This window comes from Sphingobium sp. (assembly GCF_033795625.1).
In the GTDB taxonomy this organism is placed as follows: domain Bacteria; phylum Pseudomonadota; class Alphaproteobacteria; order Sphingomonadales; family Sphingomonadaceae; genus Sphingobium.
This window is the reverse complement of record NZ_JARYGI010000002.1, coordinates 35,247-49,783: the sequence shown is the minus strand read 5'-3', so window position 1 is coordinate 49,783 and position 14,537 is coordinate 35,247. Positions and strand designations below refer to the sequence as shown.

The window sequence follows — 14,537 nt, the reverse complement described above, 5'->3', positions numbered from 1 at the left end:
CGGCTTACCGCGCACCCTCGGGCCACAAAATGACACGCAGCGTCTGGATCAGGATCAGGAGATCGAGGAACGGGGTATAATTCTTGGCATAATAAAGATCATATTCAAGCTTGTGGCGGCTGTCCTCGATGGACGCTCCATAAGGGTAATTGATCTGAGCCCAGCCCGTGATGCCGGGCTTCACCATGTGGCGTTCCGCGTAATAGCGCAGGTGCTGTTCGAGATCCTCGACGAACTGACGACGCTCAGGGCGGGGGCCGACGAAGCTCATCTCTCCTTTCAGCACTGTCCAGGTCTGGGGAAGTTCATCGATGCGCAGCTTGCGCAGCCAATAGCCGAGGCGCGTCACGCGAGGATCATCCTCTGCCGCCCACTGCGCGAGGCCCCCGACTTCTGCGTCCTGTCGCATGGTGCGCAACTTCAGAATCCAGAACTCCTGGCCATAAAGCCCGACACGCTGCTGCCGGTAAAATGCCGGACCATTGCTGTCGAGTTTGACGGCCAGGGCGGCCAGCGCGATGACGGGCCCGGTCAGGATGAGCAGCAGAGCGCTGGCGATCACGTCGAACAGCCGCTTGGCCATGGACGACAAGCGCCGCCCTGCCGAAAAGCCGTCCGAGAAAATGAGCCAGCTGGGATTGACGCTGTCCAGGTCGACGCGCCCGGTTTCCCGCTCAAGGAATGTGGATAGGTCATTGACGTGTACGCCGGTCGTCTTGATCCTCAACAGATCGGACATGGGAACCGCGTTGCGGCGCTCTTCCAGGGCAAGCACGACTTCGGTGGCAGCGAGCCGCATCACGAAGTCCGCCAGATTGTAGATGGCGCTGCGGTTTATGGCTTCCGGGATCAATTGCGGGCCGTCGTTCATGCCGATGTAGCCGACGACCAGAAATCCAGCGCCCTTGCGCTGTTCCAGCTGGCGAATGCGGTCCGCGCGGCTACCTGCGCCAAGTACGACCAGACGGCGCTTGAATCCCTCGCCCCCCAATATCGAGCCAAGCAACATGCGCACGAGTGTAAGGAACAGGACTGCGAAACCCATGGCGTACAGCGAATTCGAGCGCCAAAGCGTGAACGCCGGCAGCAGGAAATGCATGACCGACAGGAAGATCACGCCCAAAGAAATGGCAACCACGATGCGGGCCAAGGCGAAACGCAGCGACTGCAATGCCTCCACCCCGTACACGCCGACCGCGATCATCGCGATCTGTAGTGCCAACGCAAAGCTGGCCAGCGGGGCAGCGCGCGTCGAGACATAGTCGACACTCATGCCGATCTGTTGTGCGCGAAGAACCCAGCCTGCCTCTGCGGCGCAAAGAAGAAGCACAAAGTCGAGGACGCCGAGCAACAGGACCGCGTGCGGGACATAGTGCTTGAACAACCGGACCATCTGCGCCGCGCTTCCCTGCTCACCTCCGCCCGGAACTGATCTCCGGTAAGGAACGACGGGGCATATCAGCACTGCGCCTTACAGCGGAGTGTCAATATTCCCGACATGGGAGGCACTGTGGCGCAAAATCGCAAATATTTACTGAACGGGATTTACAACCCGGAAGAGAGGTTTGCCGGATCAGCGTCCTTCAGGAAGCGTTTGCGCGGGGGTCACTGTCCGAACTGCCGCATCACCTGTAGCATCCTTGCCACCATCGGAAACGAGGAACGAATAGCCGACGGCCAGCGACAGCGCCAAAGCGATAATGCCGGGGATGACCAATCGACCGGAACCTCGCTGACCCGCCAGCGACGTGTCAGCTTCGGTGATGCCGCCCATGTGCAAGCGATGCTTGTTCATCATCCATGTCCCTTACGCCCTTCAATCAACGGCGGAGGAGGCAAGGCGTTCCATCGGAAAAGTAGCGATGTATCAGTCGCTGGCGAAGGTGAACGGCGACAGGCCCCGCTCGCGGTCGTTGAAGCGCAGGGCGCGACCGCGCGGCGGCGCACTTCGCTGGGCACAGAGTTCCCGTTCGCAGGACGTACATCCAGGTCCCACAGCCTGCGCCTCCCCCTTGATCAGGTCGAGACCGCGCGCAGCGAGCAAGGGCGCCGCGAATTCTGCCTTGAGGCCCAGAGCTACGGAGAACATCGCACGGCCCCCCTGCAGCGCAGCACCCTGCGCCGCCACCGTTCGCGCGACAGTGAACCAGCGGTCGCCGTCGGGCAGAGAAACCAACTGCCGCACGATCTCACCTGGTCGTCCGAAAGCGGCGTGAACATCCCATAAGGGGCACCGCCCTTCAGCCTCGACCAGGAGCGACGCACTTGCGCCCGCATAGCGCTTGGAAACCTGCCCCGCGCGGTCGATCCGCAGCATGAAGAACGGCAGACCCCTTGATCCCACCCGCTGCAAAGTCGTCAGGCGATGCGCAACCTGTTCAAAACCGGCATTGAAACGGCGCTGGAGCAAAAGCAGGTCATAGCCGCTACTCTCGCAAGCGCGCAGAAAACGAGCATAAGGCATCATCAGCGCGGCCGCGAAATAGCCCGTGAGGTGACGGCGGAACAATCGCTCGGCCGTGCGGTCGGCAAGAGCCGCACCGGCGACCAGTGCATTGATCTCCGAAATCGCTTCGAGATCCCCAAGAAGATAGGCTACCTGAAAGCAGCGCGACGCCCCGTCGAGCATCTCCGAAATCTGAAGTTGCCGAGCATGCAGATCCAGCCTTCGCACACGATCCGGCATTACATCAGCAGGCAGGATGCGGATGGCGAACTGGTGCTTGACTCGCAGACGCTCAGCGATCGCGCCATAAAGATCACCTGAACTCAGGCGCAGTTCGTCTGCCAGTTCCTCCGCCTGGGCGTCCAGATCGGCGAAGTAATTGCGCCATCGCTCGATTTCTCGCCGAACCATGGCGACCGGAGCCACTTCACTTGCAGAAGCGCCGCCTTCGCGTTCCGTCGCCCTGTCGAAGGCTCGGGCGAAGGCTTCGGCTCCACGAGGCGCGGCGGCCAGCCATTCTTCGATTTCCGTGCGATCTATGGCCAGATCTGCAAAGAGCGGATCTCCAAGGCGACGGCGAAGTCCGTCCATGCCGCCCCCCGGCTCGTCCGCTCCAAGCGTTCGCGGATCGAAGTCGAACCGCTCCGCGAGGCGCAGCATAAGACCCGCCGACAGCGGCCTCTGGTTGCGCTCGATAAGGTTGAGATAGCTGGGTGAAATGTCCAGCGCCGCCGCAAGAGCCACTTGCGTCAATCCAGCGCCGCGACGAAGCCGCCGTATCGCGTGCCCGGCGAGGAGTTTGTCTGCCATCGTTCGAACATTGTCACAGAATTGACAGAATGACAATGCTTCCGCCGCAGATCCACACGTCTCAACTTCAAATTTTTACAATTCAAGTGGCCGCAGTCGCTCATGACACGTAGTAGTGAGGCAACGCCATTGAGGAGACGACCAATGACCGAACCCACCCGTTCACGCGCAGTCTTTTCGACCGAGGATTTCGCCCTGATGAAGGAAGCTATTGCCGACTACATCAAGAAGATTCAGGACAAGCCCGAATCTTCCAAGTTCAGCAACCTCTATCATCGGCTCGGCCGTTTGGGCTGAAGCCCTGCGCCATCATCTTCCTGGGGAGGAAGGCGAGCCCGTTGCAGCCCCGAAAGGCGCTGCAGCGGGCTTGTTCATGGACATAATAAGAATCTGTTAAGCATGACATGCTATGCGCTCCGAAGATCGTCGAGCGAGTTGGCATGTACAAATATATAGCGCTTTTCGTACTGATCCTGTCGCCCGTCCTCGTGACGCTGGCGGAAAACCTCACGCCCTCCATGTCTCAGCATCACATTCAGGATGGCGTTGCGCCAGCCGCCGAACCCTCGCCCATGGTGGAACAGGAAGCGCCGCCGCCTGTCCAAAATCCCGCAAGCATGACAGAGGTCGATCCATCGCCATCGACCGACAGCAGCGCAATTGTCGGCCAGCCCATGATCGACCCCAAAGGCATCGAGCCCACGCCCCAGTGGTCGGCTCCTGCTTCAACTGGAGAAGCAGAGTTGCCTGGTTCCGAAGCTGCCGTGGACGGCCCAGCCTAAGCGCCCGGCTTCTTGAGGATATCGAGCGCCGCCACGGTTAGCGCTTCGGCGGCGGTCGTCACGACCTTCTCCGCGTCAGGCGCCCAGAAGGGGCTGTGCAGGGATGGCAAGGCAACTTCCCCTTTTGCGGACTTCGCCATCTGAGCCGCAGGAACGCCACCCACCCAGAAGATGAAGCTCTTGATGGACTTGTCTTGTCGATAGAACCGGCCGAAATCTTCTCCGCCCATGACTGCAGGCACCTGCGCCACTCGTGCCGGGCCGAAATGGCTGGTGAACAAGCTCGCCACCTCCCGTGCGAATTCCGGAGGGTTGTACGTGGCCGGCGTGAACTCATCCTTGATCGTCACGACCGGCATCCGGTCTTCTGGAATGCCCGACGCGATCGCTTCGCCTCGCGCTATCCGCTTTATGCCCTCCAGCAGCTGTGCGCGGGTTTGATCTGAATAGCTGCGAACCGTCAGCAGCAGCATCGCCTCATCGGGCACGATGTTGTGTTTGGTTCCTGCGCGAAAGCTGCCGATCGTGACGACGGCGGGGTCCTGCGGATCACGCTCGCGGCTGACCAACGTTTGCAGTGATGTCACGATCTTTGCACCCAGCACGACGGGATCACGGGTGGTCTGCGGATAAGCGCCGTGCCCGCCCACGCCTTTCACAAGGATATCGACGCTATCGACATTCGCAAGCGCAAAGCCGGGCGTCCAGGCGATCCGCCCGGCCTCCAGATTGGCCGCGTCGTGAAACGCGATGGCGTGCGTGGGTTTGGGGAAACGCGAGAACAAGCCGTCTTCCAGCATCATCCGCGCACCCTTGCCCGTTTCCTCCGCCGGCTGCAGGATCATGACGAGCGTGCCGGACCATTGCGCCTTGCGCGCCGCCAGCACCTTTGCCGTCTCGACCCAAGCCGTCATGTGCGTGTCGTGCCCGCAAGCGTGCATTACCCCGCCTTCGATCCCGTCATTGCTGGTGGCGCGAACCTTCGATGCGAACGGCAGGCCCGTCTGTTCAATCACGGGAAGCCCGTCCATGTCGGCCCGAACGAGCAGCACAGGTCCGGTGCCATTTTTCATGACGGCGACTACGCCCGTGCCGCCGATCTTCTCCGTTACCGAGAAGCCGAGAGCCTTGACCCTGGCGGCCAACTTGGCAGCGGTATTGACCTCCTGACCGCTGAGTTCGGGATGCGCGTGCAAGTCCCGATACAGCTTCATCATCTCCGGCGCGTCTGCCTGAATAGTGGCCGTAATGTTCTGCGCCGTCGCGGCAGTGCCGAGCACAAGCGGGATGGCTGCCGCAATGGCCGTGACGATGCGCTTCATGATGAGTCTCCCTTGCTGCCCTCCACCATAAGGAGAATTATCGCCACCGCTAGAGAGGTTGGCGAGACAGGTGGTCAAGCGGACTTTGCGAATTCTGCTGCAATCCAGTCGCGGAATGTTTTTACCTTCGGCACGTTCCGGTTGTGCGAAGGGTGGGCTATCCAATAACTCATCGGGTGGGTGACATCCGAAGGCATGGCTTCGACGAGGAGCCCTGCTTCGATCTCAGCCTGCCAGAGAAACGGGCTCAGAATTGCTATCCCCTGCCCGGCCAGCGCTGCCCGTCCCTCCATGATCTGGGAATCCAGTCTGATGCCGCCGCGGGCGCCGGTGCTCGGCAGTGGCGCGCCCATTTCCGCAAACCAGTGATGCCACCAATTATCGTCGGGTGTAAGGCGCGGCTGGTCGTGAAGCTCCTGTGCATTACCAAAGGGGCCATGTTGCGTCAGAAATGCGGGGCTGCACAGGGGCGCAACTCTCACCGATATAAGCTTCCGGCTATCAACGCCGGGCCATTTGCCGTCCTGCCCGCCACGGATCGCCAGATCTATGCCGTCCTGTGCAAAGTCGATCCATTGATCGGAACTGTGCAGACGGACCGCTAGATCGGGATGGCGTATCTGGAAAACACCCAAACGCGGCGCCAGCCACATCGTCGCAAAACTATTGGTGGTGCTTATGGTGAGCACCCGCGAATCTTCCCTGGCAAGTGCCGAAAAGCCGTCACGCATATCATTGAAAGCGCGAGAGATTATAGGTGCAAGGGAGCGACCCTTGTCCGTCAGCAAGATACGCCTTCCCGTTCTGTGGAACAGGGAAACGCCAAGCCGATCTTCCAGCGCCTTGATCTGATAGCTCACGGCCGCCTGCGTCATCCCCAGTTCGTGTGCCGCAGCCGTGAAGTTTTCCAGCCGCGCTGCAGCCTCGAACACTCGGACTGAGGAAAGAGGAGGAAGAGACGGCACTCGCAAATCAATAAGGCAAGCTTATGTTTGCGTCCATCTCTTTGTTGGCCTGGAGCCGCCATTCCCGCCAAGTAGGTACGGCGATGATCATGTCATGCCGGACAAAGGATAGGAATATGAAAGACGAACAGGAAATACGGATGTGGGAACAGAACCGCCACGCATTTGCAGCCGAAGTAAGACGGTTGCTATCCAGTATTATGCAGGGGTTTCATGTACTCCATTGTATCTCGTGGTCGGCGCCCTGGCACAAGGGACCATGTCGATAAACAGGGGCGGAGGGTTGCGATCTTGGTCGTGACGCCCATTATGATTGCATGGACGACACCGAAAACCGCCCCCTCCCCACTCCTCCTTTAAGCTTGATGAAGGATGCAAGCCTGTTCCTGGACTTCGATGGCACCCTCGTCCCGCTTGCCGACACGCCCGAGGATGTGGTCGTCGATCCGAAGTTGCATGCGCTATTGCAGCGGACGAGGGAGGTGCTTGGCGGCCGTCTCGCCATTGTCAGTGGCCGATCCGTTGAGGTCCTGCGGACTCTGTTTCATCTCAAGGACTTCGTGCTGGCGGGTAGCCATGGGTTGGAATTCGCTCGTCCGGGTGAGCCAAGCCATACGCCTCCGCGTCAACCCGAAGTGGATGAAGCGGAAGCGGCTCTCCACGCTTTCGTTGCTGATAAGCCCGGCTTACTGGTCGAACGGAAAACCTTGAGCGTGGGCCTGCATTTCCGGCAGGCGCCAGTCTGGGCCGAGGCGTGCAGCGAAGTGGCCGAAGCGTTGGCAAATCGAACGGGATTGTTTCTCCAGACCGGAAAGATGCTTTTCGAGCTTCGCCCAGGCAGCGCGGACAAAGGCAGCGCCATTCGCCAGTTGATGTTTCAAAGCCCCCTATCTGCGGGGGTTCCGCTGTTCATGGGTGACGATGTCACGGATGAGGATGGGTTTGCAGCCGCCGCCGAACTCGGCGGCGCCGGCATCTTGATCGGCCCTGCTCGCCGCACTGCGGCGCAGTGGCGATTGGAACATACTGGCTCGGTCAGGCATTACCTTTCCGAGAGTGTCGCGCACCTGAACGGAGAAGGTGCCCTCACGCCTTTTTGATGCGCGGCGCTTTCCCAACACGGGGGGACCATGAACGACCGCGATCTTAATCTTTGGCCGATTGGCAATTGCCAAGCCTCTGCGTTGGTGGACAGCAAGGGCCGATTCGTATGGGCCTGCGTTCCCCGCGTCGATGGCGATCCGGTCTTTTCCGCGTTGCTGGACGATAAAGACTGGGACGCACCGGATGCTTTTGGCTTCTGGGCCATCGAATTGGAAGGCTGCGTCGCCGTCGAGCAATCCTATCTGCGGAACACGGCGGTCCTGGTGACGCGCCAGACCGACGCTGCTGGGAACGCGATAGAGACCCTCGATTTCTGCCCTCGATATAAGCACAAAGGTCGCATGTACCGGCCGGTGGCGTTTGCGCGGGTCGTGCGCGTCGTATCGGGAAGCCCGCGTATTCGCGTGCGGCTGCGGCCTACCACCGCCTGGAACAGCGAACGCGTGCCGATGAGCTATGGCTCGAACCATGTGCGCATGGTCCTGTCCTATATGGCGATGCGGCTTACCACGGATGCGCCGATCGGACTCATCAGTCAGGAAAGCTGGTTCCGACTGGAACAGGATGCGCATTTCTTCCTCGGGCCGGACGAGAGCTTCTCAGACGCCCTGCGCCCGGCCGTGCAGCGGATGCTGGAAGACACGATCCTCGAATGGCAGATGTGGGTGCGGGGCCTTGCCATTCCCCCCGAATGGCAGGAAGCGGTGATCCGTAGCGCCATTACCCTGAAGCTTTGCCAGCATGAGGAAACCGGCGCGATCGTCGCCGCACTGACCACGTCCATCCCCGAACATGCCGACAGCGGCAGGAACTGGGATTATCGCTATTGCTGGATACGCGACGCTTACTACACGGTTGAGGCGCTCAACCGGCTTGGCGCTCTCGACGTGCTGGAAAGCTACCTGGTATATCTTCGCAACATCGTCGACGGCGCGAAGGGCGGTCACATCCAGCCGCTTTACGACGTCCGTGGCAATGCGCGTCTGGATGAATGGGAAGCCGAGGCGCTCCCCGGCTATCGCGGCATGGGGCCCGTCCGGGTGGGCAATGCGGCCTATGAACAGGTACAGCACGATGCGTACGGACAGATCGTGCTCTCGTCGGTGCAAGGCTTCATCGATCATCGCCTGCTGCGCATGGCAGGAAAACCCGATTTCGAGGCGCTGGAGGCTGTAGGCGAGCGAGCCTGGGCCGTGCACGACAAACCCGACGCCGGGCTTTGGGAACTGCGGAACCGAACCCATGTGCACAGCTATAGCGCGGTGATGTGCTGGGCGGCCTGCGACCGGCTGGCGCATGCAGCGGCAGCGCTGGGGTTAAGCGCGCGTGAAACATACTGGTCCGAGCGCGCGAAGATCATGCGCAACGACATATTGGAAGCGGCATGGCGGCCTGAAAGCAACGCTCTGTCAGCGAACTTCGAAGATGATGCGCGGGACGCTTCTCTTCTCCAGTTGCTCGATTTGCGGTTCCTGGCTCCTGAGGACGATAAGTTTCTTGGCACCTTGAGTGCGCTGGAGGCCGATCTGCGCCGCGGCTCCAACATGCTGCGCTACAGCGCGCCAGATGACTTCGGCGCGCCAGTTACCGCCTTCAACGTCTGCACCTTCTGGCTGATCGAAGCCTTGCATCGCACGGGCCGCCGGGATGAAGCGCGCTCTCTGTTCGAGGAGATGCTGGCGCGGCGGACCCCTGCAGGGTTGCTTTCTGAAGACATCGACCCTGATACCGGCGAATTGTGGGGCAACTATCCGCAGACCTATTCGCTTGTCGGAATCATCAATTGCGCTGTTCTGCTCAGCAAGCCCTGGAGTGAGTGCCGATGAGCCGCTTGATCATCATTTCCAACCGCGTCAGTCGACCCACCAAAGGCGGCGAACAGGGTGGACTGGCTGTCGCTCTAGCCGCCGCGCTGCGCCAAAGCCGGGGCATTTGGGTCGGGTGGTCCGGAGAGACGACGGAGAAGTTTACCGGCCAGATCGCGTTTAATGAGGACCAGGGCGTCAAGACGGCGACCATCGACCTCGAAGAACAGGACGTCGATGAATACTATAATGGCTATGCCAACAAGACGCTGTGGCCGCTATTTCACTTTCGCATCGATATCGCAGAATATGCGCGGGACTTCGAAGGCGGCTACAATCGCGTCAACCAGCGCTTTGCCGATACCGCAAGCCCTCTGATCGAGCCTGACGATATCGTGTGGATACACGACTACCACATGATACCGTTGGGCCAGATGCTGCGGAAGAAGGGCTTGAAGAATCGCATAGGGTTCTTCCTGCACATCCCCTGGCCACCGACGCGCCTCCTCGTGTCGCTGCCGCACCACAGCAAGCTGGTAGAGACGCTGTTTGCCTATGATGTGGTAGGTTTCCACACTGAGGAGTGGCTCGAATCCTTCCGGCATTATGTCGAGAAGGAGATGGGAGGTACCGTCAATGGCGACTTCGTCACCGTTGGCCAACGGACCATCCAGGCAATTGCCTGCCCGATAGGAATCGATACCCCCGAATTCGTGGCAGCCAGCAAGGGCGAAGTTGCCGCCGAGATGCAGGAGCGCGTCCGCGATTCGCTTCAGGACCGCGCGATGATCGTCGGCGTAGATCGGCTGGACTACAGCAAGGGGCTGGAGGAGCGGTTCACGGGCTATGCGCGGTTCCTGAAGGACAATCCCGAAATGCACGGGACGCTGGTACTCGTCCAGATCGCGCCGCCCTCCCGCGGTGACGTTGAGAGCTACCAGGAAATCCGGGCGACGCTCGACTCTCTCGCCGGGAGGATCAACGGCGAATATAGCGACGTGGACTGGACGCCCATCCGCTATGTGAACCAGGGATATCCGCGTGAAAAGTTGGCCGGGATATATAGGGCAGCCCGGATCGGCCTCGTAACGCCGCTGCGTGACGGGATGAACCTCGTTGCCAAGGAATATGTAGCGGCGCAGGACCCGCAAGATCCCGGCGTCCTTATTCTCTCCCGTTTCGCCGGAGCCGCCAATCAGTTGAAAGACGCTTTGCTGATCAATCCCTATTCGCCCGAAGAAATGTCCGACGCGATAGGCAAGGCACTGCGCATGCCGCTCGAAGAGCGAAAACGCCGGTGGGTTGGCATGATGAAATCCGTTGAGGAACAGGATGTTTCCTGGTGGCGCACAACATTCTCGATGCGGCTTGAAGAAGCAGACAAGATCAAGCAGACTGAGGAAGCGGAATGACCGATGCTGGCATGAGCATCGAATGTCCCGGAAATGCCGCCCAGCCTGCTGTATGTAGTGGATGGGCGTTTCAGGTCATGGCCAAGGAACAATGAAAGTGGTGGATGATCCCTTGAAAGTGTCACGCCGATCCATCCTGGGTGGTAGCGCTGCCATTTGCGCACTGCCTCAAATAAGCGCCGCAGCCGCTGCGCCCCGTCCACCAGAGGACAAGATGAACGCTATTCCAGTCAAATTGAAGGTCAACGGCAAGGATGTACGCCTGACGCTTGATTCGCGCACAAGCCTGCTGGATGCCCTGAGGGAGCATCTCCACCTGACCGGTAGCAAGAAGGGGTGCGACCACGGACAATGCGGCGCTTGCACGGTCATCGTCGAAGGTCGGCGCATCAACAGCTGCCTTACGCTTGCCGTCATGCATGATGGCGATGAAGTCACCACGATCGAGGGACTTGGCTCAGCCGAAAAGCTGCATCCGATGCAGCAGGCGTTCGTTGTTCAGGACGGATTCCAGTGCGGATATTGTACGCCGGGGCAGATCTGTTCCGCCGTTGCCGTACTGGATGAGATCAAGGCGGGTATACCGAGCCACGTCACGGCTGATTTGAACCAGGTGAGCTTTTCGGATGCGGAGGTCAGGGAACGGATGAGCGGGAACATCTGTCGCTGCGCCGCCTATCCCAACATCATCGCCGCAATCCGGGATGTGGCCGATGGAGGCAAGGCATGAAGGCATTCACCTACGAACGGGCGAAGAGTCCTGCGCAGGCAGCCGCTGCGGCAGCAAGCAATCCGGCTTCCAAGTTCATTGCAGGCGGCACGAACCTGCTCGATCTGATGAAATTGCAGATCGAGACGCCCACTCACCTGATCGACGTAAATCACCTTGGCCTAGACGAGGTCGCGACCACCAAGGATGGTGGCTTGCGCATCGGAGCGCTGGTTCGAAACACCGATCTTGCCGCGCACAAGCTTGTTCGTCGCGATTATGCGGTGCTGAGCCGCGCTTTGCTCTCGGGTGCATCCGGGCAGTTGCGCAACAAGGCGACCACTGCCGGGAACCTGCTGCAACGGACACGCTGCCCCTATTTCTATGACACGACCAAGCCGTGCAACAAGCGCAAACCCGGTGCAGGCTGTGCCGCGCTTTCGGGATATAATCGCAACCTTGCAATATTGGGCACCAGCGCCGACTGCATCGCGACGCATCCTTCGGACATGGCGGTCGCCATGCGGCTGCTGGACGCAACGGTAGAAACCGTATCGCCGGACGGAAGCACACGCGCCATTCCCATGGCGGACTTCCACCGCCTGCCAGGAAATACCCCCCACATCGACACCAATCTGGCGGCGGGGGAATTCATCACTTCCGTGGTGCTTCCCAAGCCTCTGGGGGGAACCCATTTCTACCGCAAGGTGCGGGATCGAGCATCCTACGCCTTTGCGGTGGTGTCCGTAGCGGCCGTGTTCGATGCGAGCGGCGGCGGGCGCTTCGCCTTTGGGGGCCTTGCCCACAAGCCCTGGCGGATCGAAACTGCGGATGCCGCAGCTTCGCAAGGTCCCACAGCGGTTGCCGAGGCAGCGCTGGCAGGCGCGAAGACCACTCCGCAAAACGCCTATAAAGTCGACCTCACGCGAAGAACGCTTGCCTCGACCTTTGCCCAGAAGGGAGCGGCAGCATGAAATTCGAGGAACCAGCCACTCTCAACCCGATCGACCGCAGCCGCATTGTCGGAAAGCCGGTAGACCGTATCGACGGTCCGTTGAAAGTCAGCGGCGCGGCGCCCTATGCCTATGAGCGGCATGATGTAGCACCCGGCGCGGCTTATGGCTGGATGGTGGGATCGGCCATCGCCAAAGGCACCATCAGCGCCATGGATACCCAAGAGGCGGAGGCTGCGCCCGGAGTGCTTGCCGTGGTAACGCATGCCAACGCTGGCAAACTTGGCAAAGGTCAGATGAACACCGCCCGTCTCTTGGGCGGACCGGAAATCCAGCATTATGACCAAGCCTTGGCCCTCGTGGTCGCTGAAACGTTCGAGCAAGCGCGTGCCGCCGCAAAGCTCATCCGGATCGACTATGCCCTGGCGGATGGCAAGTTCGACCTGGAGGCGCAAAAAACGTCGGCCGCTCCACCGAAAAAAGTTCAGGGTTCTCCGACGGATACCGCAGTCGGAGATTTCGAGGGCGCGTTCAAGGGTGCCGAAGTCAAGATCGACCAGACCTACACGACCCCAGACCAGAGCCATGCAATGCTGGAGCCCCACGCGACGACTGCGGCGTGGTCAGGCGACAAAGTGACGATCTGGACATCGAACCAGATGGTCGGATGGGGTGTCAAGGAACTTGCGAAGACGCTGAACATTGCTCCTGAAAATGTGCAGGTCGTATCGCCATACATAGGTGGCGGATTCGGTTCCAAGCTGTTTCTGCGGGCGGACGCACTGTTGGCTGCGCTGGGAGCACGTGCGGCTAAACGACCAGTTAAAGTAGCTTTGGCTCGCCCGCAGATCCCGAACAACACCACCCATCGCCCCGCGACGATCCAGCGGCTGCGCATCGGAGCCACGCAGGACGGCCTGATCCAGGCCATCGGGCATGAAGTATGGGCCGGAGACCTTCCCGGTGGCGATGTCGAGAGCGCGGCCATGCAGACGCGGCTTCTCTATGCGGGCAAGAACCGCATGACCAAGCATCGCCTGGCAGTTCTGGATCTCCCCGAGGGCAACGCCATGCGCGCGCCGGGCGAAGCCGTGGGGCTACTCGCTCTTGAAGTGGCGATGGACGAACTGGCGGAGGCTTGCCGGATCGACCCCGTGGAACTGCGCATCAAGAACGACGTGCAATTCGATCCCGAGGTGGGGCCTGATCGCCCTTTTTCCAGCCGAAAGCTCGTCGAGTGCCTGCGTAAGGGCGCGGCGCAATTTGGCTGGGCAAAACGGAATCCGAAACCGGGGCAGGTCCGCGACGGGCAATGGCTCGTGGGAATGGGTGTCGCGGCGGCCTTCCGAAACAACCTTACGATGAGTTCGGGCGCACGGATAAGCATCGACCGACAGGGTCGGATCACTGTCTCCACCGACATGACGGATATCGGCACTGGCAGCTATACCATCATCGCTCAGACCGCTGCGGAAATGATGGGCGTCGGGATCGAACAGGTGACTGTAAACCTTGGGGATAGTAGTTTTCCAACTTCGGCAGGTTCAGGCGGACAGTGGGGAGCGAACAGCTCTACGGCTGGCGTCTTCGCCGCCTGCCAGACCTTGCGCGGTCAGCTGGCACAGCGTGCGGGCTTCAATGCAGAGGACGCACTGTTCGAGGGGGGAATGATCAAGGCTGCCGGCAGAGCCGTACCTTTGAGCGAGGCCGCGGGACGCGACGGCCTGACCGTGGAAGACAAGATCGAGTTTGGGGACTTGGCCAAGCGCTATGCTCAGGCGACCTTCGGCGCGCATTTTGCCGAAGTCGGCGTGGACATCTACACAGGCGAAACCCGCGTACGTCGGATGAGCGGCGCTTTTGCTGCCGGCCGCATCCTTAATCCGAAAACCGCCCGTAGTCAGGTGATCGGGGCCATGACGATGGGCGTTGGTGCTGCGTTGATGGAAGAACTCGTCGTCGACACGCGCTTTGGCTATTTCGTCAATCACGACATGGCCGAGTATCACGTGCCGGTTCACGCAGACATTCCAGAGCAGGAAGTGCTGTTCATAGATGAGCTGGACAACAAATCTTCGCCGATGAAGGCCAAGGGCGTCGGAGAATTGGGCATTTGCGGAGCGGGCGCCGCGATCGCCAACGCTATTTATAACGCCACGGGCATTCGCCTGCGCGAATATCCGCTCACGCTGGACAAGATGATCGGTAAACTCGCCAGCGTATGACCTC

The 14,537-nt window shown here is 60.4% G+C and carries 13 protein-coding genes; 8 read left to right on the top strand and 5 right to left on the bottom strand.

Annotated elements, in window-relative coordinates:
* Positions 1 to 4: 4 nt before the first annotated feature.
* From QHC67_RS01395 to QHC67_RS01385, 3 genes are all read right to left on the bottom strand, one after another.
* A complete protein-coding gene (locus QHC67_RS01395; RefSeq protein WP_319290166.1) occupies positions 5 to 1,393 on the bottom strand; it encodes a TIGR03013 family XrtA/PEP-CTERM system glycosyltransferase in 1,389 nt (462 codons plus the stop codon).
* 180 nt (positions 1,394 to 1,573) lie between these two features.
* Positions 1,574 to 1,798: a hypothetical protein gene (locus QHC67_RS01390; RefSeq protein WP_319290164.1), complete on the bottom strand. Its 225-nt coding sequence runs from the start codon at positions 1,796 to 1,798 to the stop codon at positions 1,574 to 1,576.
* A gap of 69 nt (positions 1,799 to 1,867) precedes the next feature.
* The gene (locus QHC67_RS01385) at positions 1,868 to 3,256 is read right to left on the bottom strand and encodes a helix-turn-helix domain-containing protein (RefSeq protein ID WP_319290162.1); all 1,389 of its coding nucleotides are present in this window, start codon (positions 3,254 to 3,256) and stop codon (positions 1,868 to 1,870) included.
* A gap of 144 nt (positions 3,257 to 3,400) precedes the next feature.
* Here QHC67_RS01385 and QHC67_RS01380 point away from each other — a divergent pair, with 144 nt between their 5' ends.
* Positions 3,401 to 3,553: a hypothetical protein gene (locus QHC67_RS01380; protein WP_319290160.1), complete on the top strand. Its 153-nt coding sequence runs from the start codon at positions 3,401 to 3,403 to the stop codon at positions 3,551 to 3,553.
* A 143-nt stretch (positions 3,554 to 3,696) separates the two neighbouring features.
* On the top strand, positions 3,697 to 4,038 hold the full coding sequence (locus tag QHC67_RS01375) for a hypothetical protein (protein WP_319290158.1): 342 nt from the start codon (positions 3,697 to 3,699) through the stop codon (positions 4,036 to 4,038).
* On the opposite strand, the gene QHC67_RS01370 is transcribed toward QHC67_RS01375, so the two are convergent.
* Positions 4,035 to 5,360: an amidohydrolase gene (locus QHC67_RS01370; RefSeq protein WP_319290156.1), complete on the bottom strand. Its 1,326-nt coding sequence runs from the start codon at positions 5,358 to 5,360 to the stop codon at positions 4,035 to 4,037. The two genes, QHC67_RS01375 and QHC67_RS01370, sit on opposite strands and share 4 nt — an antisense overlap.
* A gap of 74 nt (positions 5,361 to 5,434) precedes the next feature.
* Entirely contained in the window at positions 5,435 to 6,325 is an 891-nt protein-coding gene (locus tag QHC67_RS01365) for a LysR substrate-binding domain-containing protein (protein WP_319290154.1), read from the bottom strand.
* Positions 6,326 to 6,642: 317 nt separating this feature from the next.
* Here QHC67_RS01365 and otsB point away from each other — a divergent pair, with 317 nt between their 5' ends.
* From otsB to paoC, 6 genes are all read left to right on the top strand, one after another.
* Complete coding sequence (gene otsB, locus QHC67_RS01360; protein WP_413818467.1) at positions 6,643 to 7,425, top strand: trehalose-phosphatase; 783 nt, start codon at positions 6,643 to 6,645, stop codon at positions 7,423 to 7,425.
* 30 nt (positions 7,426 to 7,455) lie between these two features.
* The gene (locus QHC67_RS01355) at positions 7,456 to 9,255 is read left to right on the top strand and encodes a glycoside hydrolase family 15 protein (RefSeq protein ID WP_319290150.1); all 1,800 of its coding nucleotides are present in this window, start codon (positions 7,456 to 7,458) and stop codon (positions 9,253 to 9,255) included.
* Entirely contained in the window at positions 9,252 to 10,646 is a 1,395-nt protein-coding gene (otsA, locus tag QHC67_RS01350; RefSeq protein ID WP_319290148.1) for an alpha,alpha-trehalose-phosphate synthase (UDP-forming), read from the top strand. The genes QHC67_RS01355 and otsA overlap by 4 nt, the downstream gene beginning before the upstream one ends.
* A 91-nt stretch (positions 10,647 to 10,737) precedes the next feature.
* A complete protein-coding gene (gene paoA, locus QHC67_RS01345) occupies positions 10,738 to 11,376 on the top strand; it encodes an aldehyde dehydrogenase iron-sulfur subunit PaoA (protein ID WP_319290145.1) in 639 nt (212 codons plus the stop codon).
* Positions 11,373 to 12,329, top strand: coding sequence for a xanthine dehydrogenase family protein subunit M (locus tag QHC67_RS01340; protein ID WP_319290143.1), 957 nt, complete (start codon positions 11,373 to 11,375; stop codon positions 12,327 to 12,329). Before paoA ends, QHC67_RS01340 begins: the two co-directional genes overlap by 4 nt.
* Positions 12,326 to 14,533, top strand: coding sequence for an aldehyde oxidoreductase molybdenum-binding subunit PaoC (gene paoC / locus QHC67_RS01335; RefSeq protein WP_319290141.1), 2,208 nt, complete (start codon positions 12,326 to 12,328; stop codon positions 14,531 to 14,533). Before QHC67_RS01340 ends, paoC begins: the two co-directional genes overlap by 4 nt.
* Positions 14,534 to 14,537 lie beyond the last annotated feature (4 nt).